This is a genomic window from Pseudomonas syringae CC1557 (assembly GCF_000452705.1).
Lineage (GTDB): Bacteria > Pseudomonadota > Gammaproteobacteria > Pseudomonadales > Pseudomonadaceae > Aquipseudomonas > Aquipseudomonas syringae_F.
Genome location: NZ_CP007014.1, coordinates 3,569,395 through 3,595,000 on the forward strand (window position 1 = coordinate 3,569,395; position 25,606 = coordinate 3,595,000).

The following is a 25,606-nucleotide window of genomic DNA, read 5'->3' on the forward strand; positions in this document are numbered from 1 at the left end:
CGATACCGTTCAAAGTGTTACAAAGCTGCCATTGATAGAGGCAATCGGCTTTAACTACGCGTTGACTTAACCGGCAGCAAGAATAAATGGCGCTTGAATGATATCAATTATCATTCAAATTCCCTTTCATTCCTTTTCACCTCCGGCGGACATAATTAAACAAAAGACTTCTAATGCCCGCCTGGCAAGCCCTCCAGGCACTTTGCAGGGCTTTCCATGATTGATTAAGTGAATAAATTTGATGTAGAAAATTTACTTGCCAACTGTTTGCACATAAAATCAATCCGTTGACCGCGCTGCGACATTTCGTCACTGCCTCGACTCTTTATCAAGCACAGAGACCTTTGCTCTCTAACAAGGACTGCCAGCATGCCCGAATCGACAGGTCTGATTGCCCACAACTGGGGCTTCGCCATTTTCCTTTTGGGTGTAGTAGGCCTTTGCGCCTTCATGCTCGGCCTCTCCAGCCTGCTCGGAAGCAAGGCCTGGGGCCGCAGCAAGAACGAACCGTTCGAGTCCGGCATGCTGCCTACCGGCAGTGCGCGCCTGCGACTCTCCGCCAAATTCTATCTGGTCGCGATGCTGTTCGTGATCTTTGACATCGAAGCCCTCTTTCTCTTTGCCTGGTCTGTGTCCGTCCGCGAAAGCGGCTGGACCGGATTCGCCGAAGCTCTCGTTTTCATAGCAATTCTGTTGGCAGGTCTTGTCTACCTATGGCGGGTTGGAGCACTTGACTGGGCTCCTGAAGGTCGCCGTAATCGGCAAGCGAAGCTGAAACAATGAGGCTTTGGCGATGCAATATAATCTCACCAGGATCGACCCGGATGCTCCTAACGAGCAGTACCCCATCGGCAAACGGGAAACCGTTTCCGATCCGTTAGAAGACCAAGTCCACAAAAACATCTACATGGGCAAGCTGGAAGACGTGCTGAATGGCGCGGTCAACTGGGGGCGCAAAAACTCCCTGTGGCCGTACAATTTCGGTTTGTCATGCTGCTATGTAGAAATGACCACTGCCTTTACGGCTCCCCACGATATCGCCCGCTTCGGCGCCGAGGTTATCCGTGCATCGCCGCGTCAGGCGGACTTCATGGTAATCGCCGGTACGCCGTTCCTGAAGATGGCTCCCATCATTCAGCGTCTGTATGAACAGATGCTCGAACCGAAATGGGTCATCTCGATGGGCGCCTGTGCCAACTCCGGTGGCATGTACGACATCTATTCCGTTGTTCAGGGCGTGGACAAGTTCCTCCCCGTGGATGTTTACGTGCCCGGCTGCCCGCCCCGCCCCGAAGCATTCCTGCAAGGCCTGATGCTGCTGCAGGAGTCCATCGGACAGGAGCGTCGCCCGCTTTCCTGGGTCGTCGGCGATCAAGGCGTGTACCGCGCCGACATGCCGTCGCAAAAGGAACAGCGTCGTGAACAGCGTATCCAGGTCACCAACCTGCGCAGCCCCGACGAAGTCTGATCCAGCCCGTTCTTCTTATAAAAAAGACAGGAACCGGGGTTGATTCTGTACGTTGACCGAAGTGATTGAGACCTATGACTGCAGACAACGCTCTGTACATCCCGCCTTACAAGGCTGACGACCAAGATGTCGTCGTTGAACTGAACAACCGTTTTGGCGCCGAGGCTTTCACTGCCCAGTCGACACGCACCGGCATGCCTGTGCTGTGGGTCGACCGCGCCAGACTGGTTGAAATACTGACGTTCCTGCGTCAGGTGCCCAAGCCGTATTCGATGCTCTATGACCTGCATGGTGTCGACGAGCGCCTGCGTACCCATCGCCGCGATCTGCCTGCCGCCGATTTCACTGTGTTCTACCACCTGCTGTCGGTAGAACGTAACAGCGACGTCATGATCAAGGTAGCGCTGTCAGAACGTGACCTGAGCGTGCCGACCATTACCGGTATCTGGCCCAATGCCAACTGGTACGAGCGTGAAGTGTGGGACATGTTCGGGATCGACTTCCCGGGCCACCCACACCTGACCCGGATCATGATGCCGCCGACCTGGGAAGGTCACCCGCTGCGCAAGGACTTCCCTGCCCGCGCAACAGAATTCGATCCGTACAGCCTGACCCTGGCCAAGCAGCAACTGGAAGAAGAAGCAGCACGCTTCGATCCGGAAGCCTGGGGCATGAAGCGCTCCGGCAAGAACGAAGACTACATGTTCCTCAACCTGGGCCCGAACCATCCTTCGGCTCACGGTGCGTTCCGTATCATTCTGCAACTGGACGGCGAAGAAATCGTCGACTGCGTTCCGGATATCGGCTACCACCACCGTGGTGCCGAGAAAATGGGCGAACGCCAGTCCTGGCACAGCTACATTCCCTACACCGACCGTATTGATTACCTCGGCGGGGTGATGAACAACCTGCCATATGTGCTTTCGGTAGAGAAGCTGGCGGGCATTACGGTGCCGGACCGCGTCAACGTGATTCGCATCATGATGGCCGAGTTCTTCCGCATCACCAGCCATCTGCTGTTCCTGGGGACCTACATCCAGGACGTGGGCGCCATGACGCCGGTGTTCTTCACCTTCACTGACCGCCAGAAAGCCTACACCGTGATTGAAGCCATTACCGGCTTCCGTCTGCACCCGGCCTGGTATCGGATTGGCGGGGTTGCACACGACCTGCCACGCGGCTGGGAAAAACTGGTCAAGGATTTCGTCGACTGGCTGCCAAAGCGTCTCGACGAGTACAACAAGGCAGCTCTGCAGAACAGTATTCTCAAGGGTCGCACAGTCGGCGTTGCCGCTTACAACACCAAGGAAGCTCTCGATTGGGGTGTTACCGGCCCGAGCCTGCGCGCTACCGGTCTGGACTTCGACCTGCGCAAGGCGCGTCCGTATTCCGGCTACGAGAATTTCGAGTTCGAAGTGCCTCTTGCCGTGCATGGTGATGCCTACGACCGCTGCATGGTACGCGTCGAAGAAATGCGCCAGAGCATCAAGATCATCGACCAATGCATGCGCAACATGCCGGCCGGCCCGTACAAGGCAGATCACCCGCTGACGACGCCGCCGCCGAAAGAGCGCACCTTGCAGCACATCGAAACCCTGATCACGCACTTTCTGCAAGTATCGTGGGGCCCGGTCATGCCGGCCAACGAAGCCTTCCAGATGATCGAAGCGACCAAGGGTATCAACAGCTATTACCTGACGAGCGACGGCGGCACCATGAGCTACCGTACCCGGATCCGCACCCCAAGCTTCCCGCACCTGCAACAGATCCCTTCGGTGATCAAAGGCAGCATGGTCGCGGACTTGATCGCGTACCTGGGTAGTATCGATTTCGTTATGGCCGACGTGGACCGCTAAGCATGAACAGCCCGCTAATCCAGACAGACCGTTTCGCCCTGAGCGAAACAGAGCGCTCGGCCATCGAGCACGAGCTGCATCACTACGAGGACCCGCGCGCGGCGTCCATCGAAGCCCTGAAGATCGTTCAGAAGGAACGCGGCTGGGTGCCGGACGGCGCGATTTACGCCATCGGCGAAATGCTGGGGATTCCTGCCAGCGACGTTGAAGGCGTGGCCACGTTCTACAGCCAGATTTTTCGTCAGCCGGTTGGCCGCCACATCATTCGTGTCTGCAACAGCATGGTGTGCTTCATCGGCGGTCACGAGAACGTCGTGGACGAGATCAAGAGTTCACTGGGCATCGGCCTGGGCCAGACCACAACCGATGGCCGTTTCACCTTGTTGCCAGTCTGCTGCCTCGGCAACTGCGACAAGGCCCCGGCCGTCATGGTCGACGATGACACTTTCGGCGACGTACAGCCTGCTGGCGTAGCCAAGATGCTGGAGGGTTACCTATGACCATTACGTCCTTCGGCCCTGCCAATCGCATTGCGCGCACGGCAGAAACCCACCCTCTGACGTGGCGTCTGCGCGATGATGGCGAGCCGGTCTGGCTTGAGGAATATCAAGCTAAAGATGGCTATGCCGCAGCGCGCAAGGCACTGACCCAGCAGGCACCTGACGACATCGTCCAGTCGGTCAAGGACTCCGGTCTCAAGGGCCGTGGCGGTGCGGGTTTCCCCACCGGGGTCAAGTGGGGCCTGATGCCCAAAGACGAATCCATGAACATCCGCTACCTGCTGTGCAACGCGGACGAAATGGAACCCAACACCTGGAAAGACCGCATGCTGATGGAGCAACTGCCCCATCTGCTGGTAGAAGGCATGCTGATCAGTGCTCGCGCCCTGAAGGCCTATCGCGGCTATATCTTTCTGCGCGGCGAATACGTGACCGCTGCCAAACACCTGAACCGTGCCGTGGCTGAAGCCAAGGCCGCCGGCCTGCTGGGCAAGAACATTCTCGGCACTGGCTTCGACTTCGAGCTGTTTGTCCACACCGGCGCTGGTCGTTACATCTGTGGCGAAGAAACCGCCCTGATCAACTCGCTGGAAGGCCGTCGTGCCAATCCACGTTCCAAGCCGCCCTTCCCTGCTGCAGTAGGCGTGTGGGGCAAGCCGACCTGTGTGAACAACGTCGAAACGCTGTGCAACGTGCCAGCCATCGTCAACAACGGTAACGACTGGTACAAGTCGCTGGCTCGTGAAGGCAGCGAAGACCACGGCACCAAGTTGATGGGTTTCTCCGGCAAGGTAAAAAATCCTGGCCTGTGGGAGCTGCCGTTCGGTGTTCAGGCTCGCGAGCTTTTCGAAGACTACGCCGGTGGCATGCGCGACGGTTTCAAACTCAAGTGCTGGCAACCAGGCGGTGCCGGTACAGGCTTTCTGCTGCCCGAACACCTGGACGCACAGATGTACGCGGGCGGCATCGCCAAGGTCGGCACCCGGATGGGTACCGGTCTGGCGATGGCTGTCGACGACTCGGTCAACATGGTTTCGCTGCTGCGCAACATGGAAGAGTTCTTCGCCCAGGAATCCTGTGGCTTTTGCACTCCTTGCCGAGACGGTTTGCCCTGGAGCGTGAAAGTGCTGCGGGCCATCGAGAAGGGACAGGGTCAGCCGGGGGATATCGAAACCCTGCTGGGCCTGGTCAATTTCCTCGGCCCTGGCAAGACCTTCTGCGCGCATGCACCGGGCGCAGTAGAGCCGCTGGGCAGTGCGATCAAGTATTTCCGCTCGGAGTTCGAAGCAGGTATAACGCCATCCAGCACCGACACGCTTGTACCGGGTAAAAGCCCGACCATGGCCGGCGCATAACAAGACTGACCGGTCGGCGGTTGTTCGAGCCGCCGACTTCGTACCTGCTGGCGCCCTAAAGGGCTGAACGATGCAGGTGCTACCGAGATTCCATTAGCCACGCCCGCTGACAACGGGCCAACGAAGACCTTTGAACCATGGCTACTATTCACGTAGACGGCAAAGCGCTCGAAGTCGATGGTGCAGACAACCTGTTACAGGCATGTCTGTCGCTGGGCCTCGATATCCCTTATTTCTGCTGGCACCCCGCCCTTGGCAGCGTTGGCGCCTGTCGCCAGTGCGCGGTCAAGCAGTACACCGACGAGAACGACACCCGTGGTCGTATCGTCATGTCCTGCATGACGCCAGCCACCGACAACACCTGGATTTCCATCGAAGATGATGAGTCCAAGGCCTTCCGTGCCAGTGTCGTCGAATGGCTGATGACCAACCACCCGCACGACTGCCCTGTCTGCGAAGAAGGCGGTCACTGCCACCTGCAAGACATGACCGTAATGACCGGTCACAACGAACGTCGCTATCGCTTTACCAAGCGTACCCACCAGAATCAGGAACTGGGGCCGTTCATCGCACATGAGATGAACCGTTGCATCGCCTGCTATCGCTGCGTGCGCTTCTATAAAGACTACGCGGGCGGTACCGATCTGGGCGTTTATGGCGCTCATGACAACGTCTATTTCGGCCGCGTCGAAGACGGCACACTGGAAAGCGAGTTTTCCGGCAACCTGACCGAGGTCTGCCCGACCGGTGTGTTCACCGACAAGACTCACTCCGAGCGCTACAACCGCAAGTGGGACATGCAGTTCTCGCCGAGCATCTGTCACGGCTGTTCCAGCGGCTGCAACATCAGCCCGGGCGAGCGTTACGGTGAGCTGCGCCGTATCGAAAACCGCTACAACGGCTCGGTCAACCAGTATTTCCTCTGCGACCGTGGTCGTTTCGGTTACGGCTATGTCAACCGCAAAGACCGTCCACGTCAGCCGCTATTGGCTGCCGGCCAGGTCAAACTGAGCCTGGACGAAGCGTTGGACAAAGCCGCTGACCTGTTGCGCGGACGTAACATTGTCGGTATCGGCTCGCCTCGCGCCAGCCTGGAAAGCAACTATGCGTTGCGTGAGCTGGTCGGCGCCGAGCATTTCTACAGTGGTATCGAAGCCGGTGAACTGGAGCGCTTACGCCTGATCCTCAAGGTCCTGAACGACAGCCCGCTGCCGATCCCGACCCTGCGCGACATCGAAGATCACGACGCCATATTCGTCCTTGGCGAAGACCTGACCCAGACCGCTGCGCGCATGGCCCTTGGCCTGCGTCAGGCGGTCAAGGGCAAGGCCGAGGACATGGCAGCCGCAATGAAAGTCCAGCCATGGCTCGACGCCGCAGTGAAGAATATCGGTCAGCACGAGCTGAACCCGCTGTTCATCGCCAGCCTGGCTGAAACCCGTCTGGATGACATCGCAGAAGAATGCGTACATGCCGCACCGGATGATCTGGCGCGTATCGGCTTCGCCGTGGCACACGCGCTGGACGCCAGCGCTCCTGCTGTTGAAGGTCTGGACAGCGAAGCGCTGGAACTGGCGCAACGTATTGCAGACGCGCTGCTAGCGGCCAAGCGTCCACTGATCATCTCCGGCAGCTCGCTGGGTTCGACAGCGCTGATCGAAGCGGCGGCCAACATCGCCAAGGCGTTGAAGCTGCGCGACAAGCAAGGCTCAATCAGCCTGATTGTGCCGGAAGCCAACAGCATGGGTCTGGCGATGTTCGGCGGCGAGTCTGTCGATGCCGCCCTGCAAGCCGTGATCTCCGGTCAGGCCGACGCCATCGTCGTGCTGGAAAACGATCTGTATCGTCGTGTTGACGCGAAAATCGTCGATGCTGCACTGAGCGCAGCGAAAGTCGTTATCGTTGCCGATCACCAGAAAACGCCGACTGTCGATCGTGCGCATCTGGTGCTGCCAGCGGCCAGCTTTGCTGAAGGTGATGGCACGCTCGTCAGCCAGGAAGGCCGCGCCCAGCGTTTCTTCCAGGTGTTCGATCCAACTTATCTGGACCCGGGCATTCTGGTTCACGAAGGCTGGCGCTGGATGCACGCCTTGCGCGCCACGCTGCTGAATCAACCTGTGGACTGGACGCAGCTCGATCACGTGACCGAAGCCTGTGCCGGCAGCTCTGCGCAACTGGCAGGCATCATCAACGCCGCGCCATCTGCCTCGTTCCGGATCAAGGGTCTGAAGCTGGCGCGCGAGCCGCTGCGTTACAGCGGCCGGACGTCTATGCGCGCCAACATCAGCGTGCATGAACCGCGTACTCCGCAAGATAAAGACACCGCCTTCTCGTTTTCCATGGAAGGCTATTCGGGTTCTGCCGAACCGCGCCAGCAGGTGCCATTCGCCTGGTCTCCAGGCTGGAACTCGCCGCAAGCCTGGAACAAGTTCCAGGACGAAGTCGGTGGTCATCTGCGTGCTGGCGATCCGGGCACACGCCTGATCGAAAGCCAGGGTGACGGCCTGTCGTGGTACTCCAATGTTCCGCGTGCATTCTCACCAGAGCGCGGCACCTGGCAGGTTGTGCCGTTCTTCCACCTGTTCGGCAGCGACGAAACCTCGTCACTGGCCGCGCCGGTTCAGGAACGCATTCCGCAACCTTACGTGGCACTGGCCAAATCCGAAGCCGACCGCCTGGGCGTCAACGAAGGCGCCCTGCTCTCGCTGAGCATTGCGGGTCAGTCGCTGACGCTGCCGTTGCGTATCAATGAAGAACTGGGCGCAGGTCTGGTGGCATTGCCTGCAGGGCTGCCGGGTATTCCTCCAGCGATTTTCGGCAAATCCGTTGACGGTCTGCAGGAGGCAGCGCAATGACCTGGTTCACACCTGATGTGATTGACGCAATCATTGCGGTCGTCAAGGCAATCGTTGTGCTGCTGGCTGTTGTGGTCTGCGGCGCGTTGCTGAGTTTCGTGGAACGTCGTCTGCTGGGCTGGTGGCAGGACCGTTATGGCCCGAACCGCGTGGGTCCGTTCGGCATGTTCCAGATCGCAGCCGACATGCTCAAAATGTTCTTCAAGGAAGACTGGACACCGCCGTTCGCCGACAAGGTGATCTTCACCCTGGCGCCGGTAGTGGCCATGAGTGCCCTGCTGATCGCCTTCGCAGTCATCCCGATCACGCCGACCTGGGGCGTTGCAGACCTGAACATCGGTCTGTTGTTCTTCTTCGCCATGGCTGGTCTATCGGTATATGCGGTGCTGTTCGCTGGCTGGTCCAGCAACAACAAGTTTGCACTGCTCGGCAGCCTGCGTGCTTCGGCACAGACCGTTTCCTATGAAGTGTTCATGGGTCTGGCGCTGATGGGGATCGTGGTTCAGGTTGGTTCGTTCAACATGCGCGATATCGTTGAATATCAGGCGCAGAATCTGTGGTTTATCATTCCGCAGTTCTTCGGCTTCTGTACATTCTTCATCGCAGGCGTGGCAGTGACTCACCGTCACCCATTCGACCAGCCGGAAGCCGAGCAGGAACTGGCCGACGGTTACCACATTGAATATGCCGGCATGAAATGGGGCATGTTCTTCGTTGGTGAATACATCGGGATCATTCTGATCTCGGCGTTACTGGTCACGCTGTTCTTCGGTGGCTGGCACGGTCCGTTCGATATTCTGCCATCGCTGGCGTTCTTCTGGTTTGCCTTGAAAACCGCGTTTTTCATCATGCTGTTCATTCTGCTGCGCGCTTCCATCCCGCGTCCGCGTTATGACCAGGTCATGGATTTCAGCTGGAAGTTCTGTCTGCCGCTGACCCTGATCAATTTGCTGGTGACTGCTGCGATTGTGTTGTTGAACACACCGGCAGGCTCGGTTCAGTGAGGATTTGACCCATGTTCAAATATATTGGTGACATCGTTAAGGGTACGGGTACCCAGTTGCGCAGCATGGTGATGGTATTCGGTCACGGCTTCCGCAAACGCGACACCCTGCAATACCCCGAAGAACAGGTGTATCTGCCACCGCGCTACCGTGGCCGTATCGTCCTGACCCGTGATCCTGACGGAGAAGAACGCTGCGTGGCCTGTAACCTGTGCGCCGTGGCCTGTCCGGTCGGTTGCATTTCGTTGCAGAAGGCTGAAACGGAAGACGGTCGCTGGTATCCGGACTTTTTCCGTATCAACTTCTCGCGCTGCATCTTCTGCGGCCTGTGCGAAGAAGCCTGCCCGACCACCGCGATCCAGCTCACGCCGGACTTCGAAATGGCCGACTTCAAGCGTCAGGATCTGGTCTACGAAAAGGAAGATCTGTTGATCTCCGGTCCCGGCAAGAACCCTGAATACAACTTCTATCGCGTTGCCGGTATGGCTATTGGCGGCAAGCCCAAGGGCGCTGCGCAGAATGAAGCCGAGCCGATCAACGTCAAGAGCTTGCTGCCTTAAGGAAGTAAAGATGGAATTCGCTTTCTATTTCGCATCCGGTATCGCTGTTGTGTCCACCCTGCGGGTGGTCACCAACACGAATCCGGTGCATGCCCTGCTCTACCTGATCATTTCGCTGATCGCCGTAGCCATGACCTTCTTCAGCCTGGGCGCACCGTTTGCCGGGGTTCTGGAAGTCATTGCCTATGCTGGTGCGATCATGGTCCTGTTTGTGTTCGTGGTGATGATGTTGAACCTTGGCCCGGCCTCGGTTCAGCAGGAACGCGCCTGGCTCAAGCCCGGCATCTGGATTGGCCCGGTCATTCTCGGCGCGCTGCTGCTCGCCGAGTTGCTGTATGTCCTGTTTGCCAACCCGACCGGCGCTGCCATCGGCCACACCACAGTCGACGCCAAGGCGGTCGGCATCAGCCTGTTCGGGCCTTATCTGCTGGTAGTGGAACTCGCCTCGATGCTGCTGCTTGCTGCAGCCATCACGGCATTCCATCTGGGCCGCAACGAGGCCAAGGAGCCAAGCCAATGAATGCTATTCCTCTTGAACATGGTCTGGCCGTCGCCGGGGTCCTGTTCTGCCTGGGTCTGGTCGGCCTGATGGTGCGCCGCAACATTCTGTTCGTGTTGATGAGCCTGGAAATCATGATGAACGCGGCTGCGCTGGCGTTCGTAGTTGCCGGCAGTCGCTGGGCTCAACCGGATGGGCAAGTTATGTTCATTCTGGTGATCAGCCTTGCGGCGGCCGAGGCCAGTATTGGCCTGGCGATCCTGATGCAACTGTATCGCCGCTTCCACACTCTCGATATCGATGCTGCCAGCGAGATGCGCGGATGAATCTTCTCTTTCTGACTTTCGTATTTCCCCTCATCGGTTTTCTGCTGCTGTCGTTCTCTCGTGGACGCATCTCGGAAAACCTCGCGGCGCTGATAGGCGTCGGCTCGATTGGTTTATCAGCCATCGTCACGGCCTGGATCATCTGGCAGTTCAACGTCGCTCCGCCAGAGGGTGGTCATTACACTCAGGTGCTGTGGCGCTGGATGGACGTCGCGGGCTTCCAGCCAAACTTCGCGCTGTATCTGGACGGTCTGTCCGTCACGATGCTGGGCGTGGTGGTTGGCGTCGGCTTCCTGATTCACCTGTTCGCGTCCTGGTACATGCGCGGTGAAGCAGGTTATTCGCGCTTCTTCGCTTACACCAACCTGTTCATCGCGAGCATGCTGTTCCTGATTCTGGGCGACAACCTGCTGTTCATCTACTTTGGTTGGGAAGGCGTGGGCCTGTGCAGTTACCTGCTGATCGGTTTCTATTACAGCAACCGCAACAACGGTAATGCAGCGCTCAAGGCCTTTATCGTCACCCGTATCGGTGACGTGTTCATGGCCATCGGCATGTTCATCCTGTTCCAGCAACTGGGTACGCTCAATGTGCAGGAACTGCTGGTCAAGGCACCTGAGCACTTCAAGGTCGGCGATTTCTGGATTGTGCTGGCGACGCTGATGCTGTTGGGTGGCGCCGTCGGTAAATCCGCACAGCTGCCGCTGCAAACCTGGCTGGCAGATGCGATGGCCGGTCCTACTCCGGTTTCGGCGCTGATCCACGCTGCCACCATGGTTACCGCAGGTGTCTACCTGATCGCACGGACCCACGGCCTGTTCGTGCTGGCACCGGATATTCTGCATCTTGTGGGCATCGTCGGTGGTGTGACCCTGGTTCTGGCAGGGTTTGCAGCACTGGTGCAGACCGACATCAAACGTATCCTCGCCTACTCGACCATGAGCCAGATCGGCTACATGTTCCTGGCGCTGGGCGTGGGTGCCTGGGACGGCGCGATCTTCCACCTGATGACACACGCCTTCTTCAAGGCGCTGCTGTTTCTTGCGTCCGGTGCGGTCATCGTTGCCTGCCACCACGAGCAGAACATCTTCAAGATGGGCGGCCTGTGGAAGAAACTGCCGTTGGCCTATGCCAGCTTCATTGTCGGCGGTGCGGCACTGTCTGCCCTGCCACTGTTGACGGCCGGTTTCTACTCCAAGGACGAAATCCTCTGGGAAGCGTTCGCCAGCGGCAACAATGCCTTGCTGTATGCCAGTCTGGTCGGCGCGTTCATGACCTCGCTGTACACCTTCCGCCTGATCTTCATCGCATTCCACGGTGAAGCCAAGACCGAAGCGCATGCGGGCCATGGCGTCGCTCACTGGCTGCCACTGTCGGTGCTGATCGTGTTGTCGACATTCATCGGCGCACTGATCACCCCGCCACTGGCCGGCGTTCTGCCGCAAAGCGTGGGCCATGCCGGTGGCGAAGCCAAGCACAGCCTGGAGATCGCCTCGGGGGCCATTGCTCTGGCCGGTATTCTGCTGGCAGCGCTGCTGTTTCTCGGCAAGCGCCGTCTGGCAACGGCTATCGCCAACAGCGGTCCGGGTCGCTTCCTTTCAGCCTGGTGGTTCGCCGCCTGGGGCTTCGACTGGATCTACGACAAGCTGTTCGTCAAACCTTATCTGGCGATCAGTCACCTGCTGCGTAGCGATCCGTTCGACCGCACCATCGGCTTGATCCCACGTCTGGTCAAAGGCGGTCATGACACCATGAGCCGCACCGAGACCGGCCAGTTGCGTTGGTATGCTGCCTCGATTGCCATAGGTGCCGTTCTGGTACTCGGTGCCGTCGTTCTGGTTGCGGTCTGACATGAACCTTGCGAATTTGCGAAAGGAATTGAGCCCGTCATGATTCTGCCTTGGCTAATCCTGATCCCCTTTATCGGCGGCCTGCTGTGCTGGCTGGGTGAGCGCTTCGGCCCTACCCTGCCGCGCTGGATCGCGCTGCTGACAATGACCCTCGAACTGGTTCTCGGCCTTTGGCTGTGGGCAACCGGCAACTTTGGCTATGCGCCAGTGCCCGGTGCCGATCCGACCTGGACCCTGGAGTTCCACCACCCGTGGATCACCCGCTTCGGCATCGACGTGCACCTGGCACTCGATGGCCTGTCGCTGCTGATGATCCTGCTGACCGGCCTGCTCGGCGTGTTGTCGGTGCTGTGCTCGTGGAAGGAAATCCAGCGCAAGGTGGGTTTCTTCCACCTTAACCTGATGTGGATTCTGGGCGGTGTCGTCGGCGTGTTCCTGGCCATCGACCTGTTCATGTTCTTCTTCTTCTGGGAAATGATGCTGGTGCCGATGTATTTCCTCATCGCGCTCTGGGGTCATAGCTCTTCGGACGGCAAGAAGACCCGGATCTACGCGGCGACCAAGTTCTTCATCTTCACTCAGGCCAGCGGCCTGATCATGCTGGTGGCGATCCTGGGTCTGGTGCTGGTGCACTTCAATCAGACCGGCGTAATCACCTTTGCTTACGCTGATCTGCTGAAGACCAAACTGGCGCCGGGTACCGAGTACATCCTGATGCTGGGCTTCTTCATCGCCTTCGCGGTGAAGTTGCCGGTCGTGCCACTGCACTCCTGGCTGCCGGATGCGCATGCACAGGCACCGACTGCCGGTTCCGTCGACCTCGCCGGTATCCTGCTGAAAACCGCTGCCTACGGCCTGCTGCGCTTCGCCCTGCCACTGTTCCCCAATGCATCGGCCGAATTCGCGCCGATTGCGATGGGCCTGGGTCTGGTCGGTATCTTCTACGGTGCATTCCTGGCGTTCGCCCAGACCGACATCAAACGCCTCATCGCGTTCTCCAGTGTGTCGCACATGGGCTTCGTGCTGATCGGCATCTACTCCGGCAGTCAGCAAGCGCTGCAAGGCGTGCTGATCCAGATGATCGCGCACGGTCTGTCGGCCGCCGCACTGTTCATTCTCAGCGGTCAGTTGTATGAGCGTCTGCACACTCGGGACATGCGTGAAATGGGTGGCCTGTGGTCGCGCATCGCTTACATACCGGCGATCAGCCTGTTCTTCGCAGCCGCCTCTCTGGGCCTGCCGGGCACCGGCAACTTCGTCGGCGAGTTCCTGATTCTGATGGGCAGTTTCGCCAGCTCGCCATGGATCACGGCGATTGCCACTTCTGGTCTGGTGTTTGGTTCTGTCTACTCGCTGATCATGATCCACCGCGCCTATTTCGGCCCGTCGAAATCCGACGAGGTTCTGAAAGGCATGGACGGACGGGAAATGATCATGGTGCTGGGCCTTGCCGTGTTGCTGATCGTGCTCGGGGTTTTCCCGCAGCCGTTCCTCGACACCTCGGCAGCGACCATGCACGGCGTGCAGCAATGGCTAGGCACTGCCTTCACTCAACTCGCTTCGGCCCGGTAAGAGCGCTATGGACCTGACGATTCAACACTTTATTGCGCTTGCGCCACTGCTGATCACCAGCCTCACCGTTGTCGTGGTGATGTTGGCGATTGCATGGCGCCGCAATCACTCGCAAACATTCCTGCTGTCGGTAGCAGGCCTCAACCTGGCACTCCTGTCGATTTACCCCGCACTGAAAGTTGCCCCATTGGTGGTAACACCGCTGCTGCACATCGACAACTTCGCTTGCCTGTACATGGCGATCATCCTTGCCTCTACTTTGGCGTGCGTGACCATGGCGCACGCCTATCTGGGTGACGGCAAGGTGGGTTATCCAGGCAATCGCGAAGAACTTTACCTGCTCATCCTGCTGGCCGCCGCCGGTGGCCTGGTGCTGGTCAGCGCGCAGCACCTCGCTGGACTGTTCATCGGTCTGGAACTGCTGTCGGTGCCGGTATACGGTCTGGTGGCTTATGCCTTCTTCAATAAGCGTTCATTGGAAGGCGGCATCAAGTACATGGTGCTGTCGGCAGCCGGTTCGGCATTTCTGCTGTTCGGCATGGCGCTGTTGTACGCAGAAGCAGGTTCGCTGAGTTTTGAAGGGATCGGCAAAGCCATTGCAGCCACCGGCATGCCAAGCCCGATTGCCAGCCTGGGTCTGGGCATGATGGTTGTGGGGCTCGCCTTCAAACTGTCACTGGTCCCCTTCCACCTGTGGACGCCGGACGTTTACGAAGGTGCGCCTGCTCCTGTTGCAGCGTTTCTGGCAACAGCCAGCAAGGTTGCGGTGTTCGCGGTGCTGGTGCGTCTGTTCCAGATCTCCCCGGCAGCAAGCAGCGGCGTGCTGCACGACGTACTGGCAGTGATTGCCGTGGCGTCGATCCTGGTCGGCAACCTGTTGGCACTGACTCAAACCAACCTCAAGCGTCTGCTGGGTTACTCGTCCATCGCGCACTTCGGTTACCTGATGATCGCGCTGGTGGCCAGCAAGGGCATGGCGGTTGAGGCGATTGGCGTCTATCTGGTGACCTACGTCCTGACCTCGCTGGGCAGTTTCGGTGTAATCACCATGATGTCCTCGCCTTACAGCGGGCGTGATGCAGATGCGATGTTCGAATACCGCGGCCTGTTCTGGCGCCGTCCTTATCTGACTGCGGTCATGACCCTGATGATGTTGTCGCTGGCCGGCATTCCGCTGACCGCAGGCTTCATCGGCAAGTTCTACATCATGGCCACTGGCGTTGAGTCGCAGCTGTGGTGGCTGGTCGGTGCGCTGGTAATCGGCAGCGCCATCGGCCTGTTCTACTACCTGCGGGTGATGGTCACCATGTACCTAGTCGACAACAAGATGCCGCGTCACGACGCAGCAATCAACTGGGCACAGCGCACGGGTGGCGTCATGCTGCTGGCCGTTGCGATCCTGACTTTCGTGCTGGGTGTATACCCGCAACCGCTGCTGGATCTGGTGGTCAATGCGGGTCTGCACGTAGCAGGCTGATCATCCGCAAATAAAAAACCCTGCCGTCGAGCAGGGTTTTTTTTGCCTTGGAAAAACTAGCCCGGCAGCTTTACCGGCTTCTTGGCACCGCTGAACAGTCCCCAACTGGAGATGAACAGCGCCGCCACCAGAGGCCCGATCACAAAGCCATTCAGACCAAAGACCGACATACCGCCCAGAGTAGAAATCAGGATCAGGTAATCCGGCATTTTGGTGTCCTTACCGACCAGAATCGGACGCAGCACATTGTCCACCAGTCCGATCACAAACACACCGAACAAGCCCAGTACCACGCCCTGCCAGATCATTCCGCTGAGCAGGAAGTAAGCGGCCACCGGTGCCCAGACGATCCCTGCGCCGACTGCCGGCAACAGCGACAGGAAGGCCATGATCACGGCCCAGAGCAAGGCGCTCGGGATGTCCAGCGCCCAAAAGATGAAACCACCCAGCGCACCTTGCGTCACCGCGACGACTACGTTGCCTTTGACTGTGGCGCGTACCACGCGGGTGAACTTGAGCTGCAAACGGCGTTTTTGCTGTTCGCCCAGTGGCACCGCAGTACGTATCTTGCGAACCAGTTCCTGGCCATCGCGCAAGAAGAAGTACAGCAGGTACAGCATGATAAAGACGCTTACCACGAAATCGAAGGTGCCTTGCCCAAAGCTGAATGCCTGAGTCGCCAGGTATTGGCTGCCTTGCATCGCGCCTTTGGTAATCTTGTCGCGCAGCCCTTCAAGGTCGCCCATGCCCAGACGATCGAGCAATGCCTGAATCGAGTGCGGCAATAGATTTTTGAACTCGGCCAGATAGCCAGCGATATCCAGCTGCCCGGTTTCGACGTTCTTGTACAGCGTGGTGCCCTCCTGAACCAGCAAAGCGCTGATAACGATTACTGGAAGAATCGCGATGACCAGACAGATCGTCAGGGTACACAGGGAGGTGAGATTGCGGGACCAGTTGAACTTGATCTGCAGCCTGCGCTGCACCGGCGCAAAAATAATCCCGAGGATGACTGCCCAGAACACCGCGCCGTAGAATGGCAGCAAAATCCATATGAAGGCGATGGTCACCAGCACTAACAGCAGAATGAGGGTTTTATATTGCAACGTGGTTTCGTTCATGTCCTGTCCATGTGAGTAAACCGCACCTTGCGCGCGGTCTAGAGCTTAGTCAGCACATGGGCGTACGAGTGCCATCAGATGAAGGCCATATGACGTCAACTTTTCTGGAAGCGACACCGCAGGCATCTACAGGGTCTCTCGACCCTGCCAGTCAACGTCACACCCGGAATTGACCTACCAGCCTGTCGAGGCTGGCGCCCAGCTCGGCGAGGCTGCGTGAAGTCTGGGCACTCTGCCGCGTCTCATCGGCCACGCTTTCAACTGCGCCAGCGATCTGGTGAACGCTGCGATTGATTTCTTCAGCCACTGCCGTCTGTTCTTCGGCGGCGCTGGCGATCTGCGCGTTCATGGCATTGATGGTCGCGATCAGCTCGCCGATGGTCACCAGCGACAGGCCCGCTTCGTTGGCTTGCGTCGACGTACCGTCGCCGGCCTCGCTGGATCGGCGCATGGCCGTGACCGCCTCCTGAGTACCCTGTTGCAGGCGATCGATCATGCCCTGGATTTCCTGAGTGCTTTGCTGGGTACGACTGGCCAGCGCCCGAACCTCATCGGCAACTACGGCAAAGCCCCGTCCCGCCTCCCCCGCCCTCGCGGCCTCGATAGCGGCGTTGAGTGCCAGCAGGTTGGTCTGTTCGGCAATCGAGCGAATGACTCCCAACACACTGACGATCGAAGAAACATCCTTCTGCAGGACGTCCAGAGACGAGCCGCTTTTACGAATGTCATCCACCAGCGCATGAATCTGCCTGATACTGCCATCTACCACACGTTTGGCGGCTCGCCCTTGCTCATCGGTCTGCTGAGCAGCCACCGAAGCACCTTGAGCACTCTTGGCGACTTCCTGCGCAGCTGCCGACATTTCGTTGATCGCGGTGGCCACCTGATCGGTTTCATGGCGTTGACGATCCATGGCGGTCTCTGAACGTTGCGCCTGTGCCGAGACCTCACCCACCAAGCCGCTGAGCTGCCTGGTCATATCACTGACCTGGCGGACCATGCCGTGAATCTTGTCGACAAAACGGTTGAACGAGCCTGCCAGATCACCCAGCTCATCGTTGCTGGTAATGGCAAGACGCCGAGTCAGGTCGCCCTCGCCTGCTGCAATGTCGTCCAGGTTGTTTTTCATCAAACCCAACGGACGCAGCAAGGTGCCGGTCATCAACATCCCGATCACACTGATGATGACGAGCACCAGAACTGTAATTCCCAGAATGCTGTAAAGCATCTCCTGCAAACGTGCTTCGACGTTCTGCCTGACTAAGGCCACCTGAGCGTCGATGCCGTCAAGGTTGACGGCAGAGCCAATGACCAGATCCCACTTGGGCAGGTAATCCGTGTAGCCGATTTTGGGCACAGGTTCGGTCTTGCCAGGCAGCGCCGAGGAATACATCACGTAGTGAGTGCCAGCCTTGCCGACCGCTACCAACTCCCGGTTGATGTAAACCCCATTTGCATCGCGGGCGTCATTGAAGCTCTTCCCCACACCATCCGGACTGGTGCTGCGAAAAATGCGGATTACCTGTGAGTCATAGCCAAAGACGTAACCGTCCTTGCCATAACTGACTGCAGAAAGCAGCTTGATGGCATTGGCGCGCGCGGTTTCGTCACCCGGCGCTGCGGCGTCGTAGAGGGGTTTGATGACCGTCATGGCAATCGCAACGTAGTTCTGCAACGTTGCCTTGGCCTCGGAGAGCAGGCGCTCTCGCGTATCGCTGACCTCTCGCTCAGCCTGCTTGTGCAGCATGAACACCGTTGTGGCACTGATCACCAGCGCAAACATCAGGACCGGCAACACGGCCAGTGACAGAACCTTGGCTTTCAGACTGAGACGCATGGGATTAGCCTTATGGTTATTTTTATAAAGACAGAGGTGCCCATCAGGATATCGGCATCATCAGACCTACATTAAGACTTATCCCGTTTTTTTATGAAAACCCATGGATATGAAAGCTCTGGGAGTTTACGGAGCGGTGCGCTCAGGCAGATCAATCCGCACCCGAAGACCGCCAGTCGGGCTTTCCAGCAATTGCAGCTGACCGCCCCACGCTTCAACGATGTCGCGCACGATCCCCAGACCCAATCCGTGTCCGGTGATCTGCTCATCCAGGCGAGCGCCTCGGCTGAAGACCTCTGCGCGTCGAGATTCGGGTATGCCTGGACCGTCGTCGTCGACCAGCAGGCAATAACCCTGCGCTTCGCGAAGAATACCCAAGCGCACTTCGCTATCGGCCCATTTGCAGGCGTTATCCAGCAAATTGCCTAATAGCTCGAGGATGTCCTCACGATCCCAAGGCAGGTACATGCCGGTTTCGACGTCGTTGACGAGATCGAGGTGACCGCCATGAATCATCCCCAACGTGGAAAACAGGCCCGGCAGCTCGGCGTCGCAATCAAAGCGGGCGCCGGGCAAGGCATCCCCGGACAAGCGGGCACGATTGAGTTCGCGCTCCAGACGCTGACGGATGTTTTCCAGTTGTTCCTGAAGGATTTTGCGCAGCGACGGGTTGGCATCCAGTTGGCCACTGAGGGCCAGACTGAGCAGGACTGCAAGCGGAGTTTTCAACGCGTGCCCCAGATTGCCCAGCGCATTGCGCGAGCGCTTGAGGCTGTCTTCGGTGTGTGCGAGCAAGTGATTGATCTGGGCAACCAGTGGCTCAAGTTCCAGCGGAACCTGATTATCGAGCTGAGAACGCTGACCCTGTTGCAACTGGAAGATCTGTTCGCGAACAGTCTCAAGCGGCCGCAGCGCCCTGCGCACCGTCACGCGTTGCAGGACAAGCACCAGAATCAATGCAGCAAGCCCAAGGCCCAGACCAATCTGTTGCATACGCCGGAAGCTGGCTCTTACCGGGGTGTAATCCTGCGCCACGGTGATGGAAATATGCTGGCCGAACTTGCGGTACTCCGTTGTCAGAAGCAGCAGCGACTGCCCGGTCTTGCCCAGCTCAAGATTGGCATGCAAACCCGTACCTGGCTGAGGCAACTCGAAATCCCACAAGGAGCGCGATCGCCAGTGCCCCTGCGGCAGGTCAACACGAAAATAGTGGCCGGACAGCGGACGTTGATAAGCACCCGAGAGGCGATGATCATCCAGCTGGAGTCCCGATGGCCCGCGAATCAGCGCCACCAGCAGGTTCTCACTTTCATTGCGCAGCCCGGACTCCAGATAGCGCTGCAAGCCCACTTCAAACAACCAGAGGCTGGTCTGCGCCATTACCAGACCGACTACCACCATGACGGCAATCAGGCCCAGGCTCAGACGCCTCTGTATGGACTTCAACCCCCGGCTCCAGCATAGAGATAGCCTTGACCGCGACGGGTTTCGACAACCGCACGACCCAGCTTGCGTCTCAGATGGTTGACATGAACCTCGATAACATTGGAGTCACGCTCGTTCTCGCCATCATACAAATGCTCGGACAAATGGCTTTTGGAAAGAATCTGACCGGGGTGAAGCATGAAGTAACGTAACAACCGAAACTCCGCGGAGGTCAGCTGGATATCGACGCCGTCCCGGCTGACGCACTGGCGACTTTCATCCAGGTTCAGGCCAGCGGACTCCAGGGTTGGCTGGTTGGCCTTGCCATGTGAACGACGCAGCAGTGCCTGAATGCGCAGTTGCAGCTCTTCAGGATGGAAAGGTTTGGTCAGGTAGTCATCGGCACCGGCTTTCAACCCCTCGATACGTTCAGACCAGGAGCCTCGCGCCGTCAGGATCAGCACTGGAGTCGCCAGACCCTCGCTGCGCCATTGCTGAAGGACTTCAAGCCCCGACATGCCAGGCAACCCCAGATCCAGCACGATGAGGTCGTAGGGCTCAGTTGCACCCTGATGGACGGCATCGCGCCCGTCAGCCAGCCAGTCGACTGCATAGCCCTGTCGTCCCAGTGCTGCAAGCAACTCATCCGCGAGGGGGACATGGTCTTCCACCAGTAGCAGGCGCATCAGTCATCATCCTCGTCTTTCAATAATCGGCTGTCCCGCGCATCGAACTTGAGCTCGCGGACAACGCCTTGCGGCGTCAGCAATTCGAATTCATATACGTACATATTATTTTTTTCTTCAAGCTCGGCCTCCAGCAAACGCGACCCCGGGTGAAGCCCGAGCGCCCGCTCGATGAATTGTTCGAGGGGCAGGATTACACCGCGCTGCCGCAAACTGAGCGCTTCATCCTGATTCAGATCTCTGGCATACGCAAAGGAGCAGGTCAGACTCAAACCGAGGATGGCACAGAGACGCTTGTCGACATTCATTAGTTATCCTGACGATTCCTGTAGACCCGGCCCGTGGCAGCGTCTATTTCGAGATCCCACTCAATCCCCTGCGCATCACGCAGCTCGACATTGTAAACGTAGCGGCCGTATATGTTCTTGAGCTGTGTGCCTATTATTCTGGCGCCGGGGTGCTCGCTCAAGGCTTTGGCATCAAGCCTTTCGCTTGTGTGGAGAGTGCCCTCATCGCTTAAACGCGACACCTCGTGCGGATCAATGCCACTCGCCTGAGTGACGCACGTCATCAGAACCAGTGGCAAGGCTGTCAGCAGAGTTGTTCGCGTTTTCATCAGCGAGTAGATCCATGGCAGTAGGTGTTTTTATGGTGATTACCTTAACCATTGCAACTTAACTCAAGCTGAATAGTTCTGGCCGAGTGCCATCAAACGCCCTTAAAAATGAGTGAATAGCGCTTAAGTCTGTTTTCGCGCAAGACGGCAGCGCTGGGAGGCTGACCGTCCTCATGCGCAGGCCACCACGAGCACAGTCATTTGGAATCGGTACAACGATAAGGGCCCGTGTGGAGTTTCGGGTCATTGCTGTTAAACTCGCCGCCTGCATTTATCGCGTGTGCGATCGCCATTTTTCCGGGGCCTATACACAGTGGAAATTTTCAAAGAGTTTACGTTCGAGTCAGCACACCTTCTGCCCAATGTTCCAGAGGGGCACAAGTGTGGACGCCTGCACGGGCATTCGTTTCGTGTCGGCATTCATCTGGCTGGCAAGGTAGACCCTCACACCGGCTGGATTCGGGATTTTTCCGAAATCAAAGCTATTTTCAAACCGCTTTACGAGCGTCTTGATCATCACTACCTGAACGATATTCCAGGCCTTGAGAATCCAACCAGCGAAAACCTGGCGAAGTGGATCTGGGATGAGTTGAAACCATTGCTGCCCGAGCTGTCGGCCATCCGTATTCACGAGACCTGCACCAGCGGCTGTGAATACCGCGGGGACTGATATATTCGGTCGTAAAAAAACCACCTTGTTGAGGGTGGTTTTTTTATGTCTGGCATTAGCTCGCCTTCATCCATTCGCTCTTGGCGGGTGAGCTTTGTCCAACCTGGGAGCCGATGCTCCAGACATGACATGTTGATCTGGAAGACTGTGAGGATGTAAGGGACGAGATGGTTTTTTTTAAACGCCAAAAAAACAAAAACCCTCAACGCGTAAGCGATGAGGGTTTTTGGAATTTAATCTTGACGATGACCTACTCTCACATGGGGAAACCCCACACTACCATCGGCGATACATCGTTTCACTGCTGAGTTCGGGATGGGATCAGGTGGTTCCAATGTTCTATGGTCGTCAAGAAATTCGGGTACCGAGTCGTGCCTTGCGGCGCGCTTCAGCAAATCGGGTATGTGATAGTCAGTCGTTCAGGTGTCGTTCGTGACGCAAACCTTCGGTTCGTGTCATCTCCACAGTCACCGCAATCTGGCCTTTCGAACAAATTGCTTGGGTGTTATATGGTCAAGCCTCACGGGCAATTAGTATTGGTTAGCTCAACGCCTCACAGCGCTTACACACCCAACCTATCAACGTCGTAGTCTTCGACGGCCCTTCAGGGAACTCAAGGTTCCAGTGAGATCTCATCTTGAGGCAAGTTTCCCGCTTAGATGCTTTCAGCGGTTATCTTTTCCGAACATAGCTACCCGGCAATGCCACTGGCGTGACAACCGGAACACCAGAGGTTCGTCCACTCCGGTCCTCTCGTACTAGGAGCAGCCCCTCTCAAATCTCAAACGTCCACGGCAGATAGGGACCGAACTGTCTCACGACGTTCTAAACCCAGCTCGCGTACCACTTTAAATGGCGAACAGCCATACCCTTGGGACCGGCTTCAGCCCCAGGATGTGATGAGCCGACATCGAGGTGCCAAACACCGCCGTCGATATGAACTCTTGGGCGGTATCAGCCTGTTATCCCCGGAGTACCTTTTATCCGTTGAGCGATGGCCCTTCCATACAGAACCACCGGATCACTAAGACCTACTTTCGTACCTGCTCGACGTGTCTGTCTCGCAGTCAAGCGCGCTTTTGCCTTTATACTCTACGACCGATTTCCGACCGGTCTGAGCGCACCTTCGTACTCCTCCGTTACTCTTTAGGAGGAGACCGCCCCAGTCAAACTACCCACCATACACTGTCCTCGATCCGGATAACGGACCTGAGTTAGAACCTCAAAGTTGCCAGGGTGGTATTTCAAGGTTGGCTCCACGCAGACTGGCGTCCACGCTTCAAAGCCTCCCACCTATCCTACACAAGCAAATTCAAAGTCCAGTGCAAAGCTATAGTAAAGGTTCACGGGGTCTTTCCGTCTAGCCGCGGATACACTGCATCTTCACAGCGATTTCAATTTCACTGAGTCTCGGGTGGAGACAGCGCCGCCATCGTTACGCCATTCGTGCAGGTCGGAACTTACCCGACAAGGAATTTCGCTACCTTAGGACCGTTATAGTTACGGCCGCCGTTTACCGGGGCTTCGATCAAGAGCTTCGCTTGCGCTAACCCCATCAATTAACCTTCCGGCACCGGGCAGGCGTCACACCCTATACGTCCACTTTCGTGTTTGCAGAGTGCTGTGTTTTTAATAAACAGTCGCAGCGGCCTGGTATCTTCGACCGGCGTGGGCTTACGCAGTAAATGCTTCACCCTCACCGGCGCACCTTCTCCCGAAGTTACGGTGCCATTTTGCCTAGTTCCTTCACCCGAGTTCTCTCAAGCGCCTTGGTATTCTCTACCCAACCACCTGTGTCGGTTTGGGGTACGGTTCCTGGTTACCTGAAGCTTAGAAGCTTTTCTTGGAAGCATGGCATCAACCACTTCATGTTCTAAAAGAACACTCGTCATCAGCTCTCGGCCTTAAGATCCCGGATTTACCTAAGATCTCAGCCTACCACCTTAAACCTGGACTACCAACGCCAGGCTGGCCTAGCCTTCTCCGTCCCTCCATCGCAATAACCAGAAGTACAGGAATATTAACCTGTTTTCCATCGACTACGCTTTTCAGCCTCGCCTTAGGGACCGACTAACCCTGCGTCGATTAACGTTGCGCAGGAAACCTTGGTCTTTCGGCGTGGGTGTTTTTCACACCCATTGTCGTTACTCATGTCAGCATTCGCACTTCTGATACCTCCAGCAAGCTTCTCAACTCACCTTCACAGGCTTACAGAACGCTCCTCTACCGCATCATCAAAAGATGATACCCGTAGCTTCGGTGCATGGTTTGAGCCCCGTTACATCTTCCGCGCAGGCCGACTCGACTAGTGAGCTATTACGCTTTCTTTAAAGGGTGGCTGCTTCTAAGCCAACCTCCTAGCTGTCTAAGCCTTCCCACATCGTTTCCCACTTAACCATGACTTTGGGACCTTAGCTGACGGTCTGGGTTGTTTCCCTTTTCACGACGGACGTTAGCACCCGCCGTGTGTCTCCCATGCTCGGCACTTGTAGGTATTCGGAGTTTGCATCGGTTTGGTAAGTCGGGATGACCCCCTAGCCGAAACAGTGCTCTACCCCCTACAGTGATACATGAGGCGCTACCTAAATAGCTTTCGAGGAGAACCAGCTATCTCCGAGCTTGATTAGCCTTTCACTCCGATCCACAGGTCATCCGCTAACTTTTCAACGGTAGTCGGTTCGGTCCTCCAGTTAGTGTTACCCAACCTTCAACCTGCCCATGGATAGATCGCCCGGTTTCGGGTCTATTCCCAGCGACTAGACGCCCTATTAAGACTCGCTTTCGCTACGCCTCCCCTATTCGGTTAAGCTCGCCACTGAAAATAAGTCGCTGACCCATTATACAAAAGGTACGCAGTCACCCAACAAAGTGGGCTCCCACTGCTTGTACGCATACGGTTTCAGGATCTATTTCACTCCGCTCTCCGCGGTTCTTTTCGCCTTTCCCTCACGGTACTGGTTCACTATCGGTCAGTCAGTAGTATTTAGCCTTGGAGGATGGTCCCCCCATATTCAGACAAGGTTTCTCGTGCCCCGTCCTACTCGATTTCATTGCAAAGGGATTTTCGCGTACAGGGCTATCACCCACTATGGCCGTCCTTTCCAGAACGTTCCGCTAATCTCAATACAACTTAAGGGCTGGTCCCCGTTCGCTCGCCACTACTAAGGGAATCTCGGTTGATTTCTTTTCCTCAGGGTACTTAGATGTTTCAGTTCCCCTGGTTCGCCTCTTACACCTATGTATTCAGTGTAAGATAACCATCTTATGATGGCTGGGTTCCCCCATTCAGACATCTCCGGATCACAGTCTGTTTGCCGACTCCCCGAAGCTTTTCGCAGGCTACCACGTCTTTCATCGCCTCTGACTGCCAAGGCATCCACCGTATGCGCTTCTTCACTTGACCATATAACCCCAAGCAATCTGGTTATACTGTGAAGACGACATTCGCCGAAAGTTTGCATTTCACAAACTTTACCTTAGCCCGGACACACACCAGTGAAAGAGGTGCCCGGTCTATATTTCTTTCTATCACATACCCAAATTTTTAAAGAACGATCTAATCAAAGACTAGAAATCAACATTCACGCATCAATCCTCAGGACCGATGGAATGCTCATTTCTAAGCTTTCAAACAGAAGCAGTAAGTGGTGGAGCCAAGCGGGATCGAACCGCTGACCTCCTGCGTGCAAGGCAGGCGCTCTCCCAGCTGAGCTATGGCCCCGTATTTCTACAGGCGTTTCCCACACAAAATTGGTGGGTCTGGGCAGATTCGAACTGCAAAACATCCGAACTCACCGTTTTTTACCTTGAAGGCAGGGTGCGCTCTGACCAGCTATCTCACCAGTAAACTGGTGGGTCTGGGCAGATTCGAACTGCCGACCTCACCCTTATCAGGGGTGCGCTCTAACCAACTGAGCTACAGACCCAGA

The 25,606-nt window shown here is 57.1% G+C and carries 20 protein-coding genes, 2 tRNA genes, 2 rRNA genes and 1 pseudogene; 14 read left to right on the forward strand and 11 right to left on the reverse strand.

Annotated elements, in window-relative coordinates:
- Positions 1–369: 369 nt before the first annotated feature.
- The 13 genes from N018_RS15700 to nuoN all read left to right on the forward strand — a co-directional run bounded on the left by N018_RS15700 (position 370) and on the right by nuoN (position 15,322).
- On the forward strand, positions 370–783 hold the full coding sequence (locus tag N018_RS15700) for an NADH-quinone oxidoreductase subunit A (RefSeq protein ID WP_005892671.1): 414 nt from the start codon (positions 370–372) through the stop codon (positions 781–783).
- 10 nt (positions 784–793) lie between these two features.
- Positions 794–1,468 (forward strand): NuoB/complex I 20 kDa subunit family protein, encoded by a 675-nt coding sequence (locus N018_RS15705; RefSeq protein WP_024646620.1) that lies wholly within the window; start codon positions 794–796, stop codon positions 1,466–1,468.
- Between the two features lie 74 nt (positions 1,469–1,542).
- Complete coding sequence (nuoC, locus tag N018_RS15710) at positions 1,543–3,324, forward strand: NADH-quinone oxidoreductase subunit C/D (protein ID WP_024646621.1); 1,782 nt, start codon at positions 1,543–1,545, stop codon at positions 3,322–3,324.
- 2 nt (positions 3,325–3,326) lie between these two features.
- Entirely contained in the window at positions 3,327–3,824 is a 498-nt protein-coding gene (gene nuoE, locus N018_RS15715; RefSeq protein WP_024646622.1) for an NADH-quinone oxidoreductase subunit NuoE, read from the forward strand.
- Positions 3,821–5,179, forward strand: coding sequence for an NADH-quinone oxidoreductase subunit NuoF (gene nuoF / locus N018_RS15720; protein ID WP_024646623.1), 1,359 nt, complete (start codon positions 3,821–3,823; stop codon positions 5,177–5,179). Before nuoE ends, nuoF begins: the two co-directional genes overlap by 4 nt.
- Positions 5,180–5,316: 137 nt before the next feature.
- Positions 5,317–8,034, forward strand: a complete 2,718-nt coding sequence (nuoG, locus tag N018_RS15725; protein WP_024646624.1) for an NADH-quinone oxidoreductase subunit NuoG — start codon at positions 5,317–5,319, stop codon at positions 8,032–8,034.
- A complete protein-coding gene (gene nuoH, locus N018_RS15730) occupies positions 8,031–9,038 on the forward strand; it encodes an NADH-quinone oxidoreductase subunit NuoH (RefSeq protein WP_003411662.1) in 1,008 nt (335 codons plus the stop codon). The genes nuoG and nuoH overlap by 4 nt, the downstream gene beginning before the upstream one ends.
- Positions 9,039–9,049: 11 nt before the next feature.
- Entirely contained in the window at positions 9,050–9,598 is a 549-nt protein-coding gene (gene nuoI, locus N018_RS15735) for an NADH-quinone oxidoreductase subunit NuoI (RefSeq protein ID WP_024646625.1), read from the forward strand.
- Positions 9,599–9,608: 10 nt separating this feature from the next.
- The gene (gene nuoJ / locus N018_RS15740) at positions 9,609–10,118 is read left to right on the forward strand and encodes an NADH-quinone oxidoreductase subunit J (RefSeq protein ID WP_024646626.1); all 510 of its coding nucleotides are present in this window, start codon (positions 9,609–9,611) and stop codon (positions 10,116–10,118) included.
- A complete protein-coding gene (nuoK, locus tag N018_RS15745) occupies positions 10,115–10,423 on the forward strand; it encodes an NADH-quinone oxidoreductase subunit NuoK (RefSeq protein ID WP_003380111.1) in 309 nt (102 codons plus the stop codon). The genes nuoJ and nuoK overlap by 4 nt, the downstream gene beginning before the upstream one ends.
- On the forward strand, positions 10,420–12,273 hold the full coding sequence (nuoL, locus tag N018_RS15750; protein WP_025390175.1) for an NADH-quinone oxidoreductase subunit L: 1,854 nt from the start codon (positions 10,420–10,422) through the stop codon (positions 12,271–12,273). Before nuoK ends, nuoL begins: the two co-directional genes overlap by 4 nt.
- Before the next feature lie 39 nt (positions 12,274–12,312).
- On the forward strand, positions 12,313–13,845 hold the full coding sequence (nuoM, locus tag N018_RS15755) for an NADH-quinone oxidoreductase subunit M (protein ID WP_024646628.1): 1,533 nt from the start codon (positions 12,313–12,315) through the stop codon (positions 13,843–13,845).
- A 7-nt stretch (positions 13,846–13,852) separates the two neighbouring features.
- Positions 13,853–15,322 (forward strand): NADH-quinone oxidoreductase subunit NuoN, encoded by a 1,470-nt coding sequence (gene nuoN / locus N018_RS15760; RefSeq protein WP_024646629.1) that lies wholly within the window; start codon positions 13,853–13,855, stop codon positions 15,320–15,322.
- Positions 15,323–15,378: 56 nt separating this feature from the next.
- Here nuoN and N018_RS15765 read toward each other — a convergent pair whose 3' ends face one another.
- From N018_RS15765 to N018_RS15790, 7 genes and pseudogenes are all read right to left on the reverse strand, one after another.
- Complete coding sequence (locus N018_RS15765) at positions 15,379–16,443, reverse strand: AI-2E family transporter (RefSeq protein ID WP_024646630.1); 1,065 nt, start codon at positions 16,441–16,443, stop codon at positions 15,379–15,381.
- Between the two features lie 157 nt (positions 16,444–16,600).
- Positions 16,601–17,443, reverse strand: a complete 843-nt coding sequence (locus N018_RS28650; RefSeq protein WP_418903484.1) for a methyl-accepting chemotaxis protein — start codon at positions 17,441–17,443, stop codon at positions 16,601–16,603.
- A gap of 15 nt (positions 17,444–17,458) precedes the next feature.
- Positions 17,459–18,280, reverse strand: a pseudogene (locus N018_RS28655) (cache domain-containing protein); the annotation flags it as partial.
- 126 nt (positions 18,281–18,406) lie between these two features.
- On the reverse strand, positions 18,407–19,726 hold the full coding sequence (locus N018_RS15775; RefSeq protein WP_024646632.1) for a sensor histidine kinase: 1,320 nt from the start codon (positions 19,724–19,726) through the stop codon (positions 18,407–18,409).
- Positions 19,723–20,391, reverse strand: a complete 669-nt coding sequence (locus tag N018_RS15780; RefSeq protein ID WP_025390177.1) for a response regulator transcription factor — start codon at positions 20,389–20,391, stop codon at positions 19,723–19,725. Before N018_RS15780 ends, N018_RS15775 begins: the two co-directional genes overlap by 4 nt.
- Positions 20,391–20,699, reverse strand: coding sequence for a PepSY domain-containing protein (locus N018_RS15785; RefSeq protein WP_024646634.1), 309 nt, complete (start codon positions 20,697–20,699; stop codon positions 20,391–20,393). The genes N018_RS15780 and N018_RS15785 overlap by 1 nt, the downstream gene beginning before the upstream one ends.
- Positions 20,699–21,007: a PepSY domain-containing protein gene (locus tag N018_RS15790; RefSeq protein ID WP_024646635.1), complete on the reverse strand. Its 309-nt coding sequence runs from the start codon at positions 21,005–21,007 to the stop codon at positions 20,699–20,701. The genes N018_RS15785 and N018_RS15790 overlap by 1 nt, the downstream gene beginning before the upstream one ends.
- Positions 21,008–21,320: 313 nt before the next feature.
- Here N018_RS15790 and queD point away from each other — a divergent pair, with 313 nt between their 5' ends.
- Positions 21,321–21,677, forward strand: a complete 357-nt coding sequence (gene queD / locus N018_RS15795; protein ID WP_005886646.1) for a 6-carboxytetrahydropterin synthase QueD — start codon at positions 21,321–21,323, stop codon at positions 21,675–21,677.
- A 237-nt stretch (positions 21,678–21,914) separates the two neighbouring features.
- Here the strand turns inward: queD and rrf are convergent.
- The 4 genes from rrf to N018_RS15815 all read right to left on the reverse strand — a co-directional run bounded on the left by rrf (position 21,915) and on the right by N018_RS15815 (position 25,603).
- Positions 21,915–22,030 (reverse strand): 5S ribosomal RNA (gene rrf / locus N018_RS15800).
- 156 nt (positions 22,031–22,186) lie between these two features.
- Positions 22,187–25,080: ribosomal RNA gene (locus N018_RS15805) — 23S ribosomal RNA — on the reverse strand.
- A gap of 242 nt (positions 25,081–25,322) precedes the next feature.
- Positions 25,323–25,398: transfer RNA gene (locus N018_RS15810), tRNA-Ala, on the reverse strand.
- 128 nt (positions 25,399–25,526) lie between these two features.
- Positions 25,527–25,603: transfer RNA gene (locus N018_RS15815), tRNA-Ile, on the reverse strand.
- Positions 25,604–25,606 lie beyond the last annotated feature (3 nt).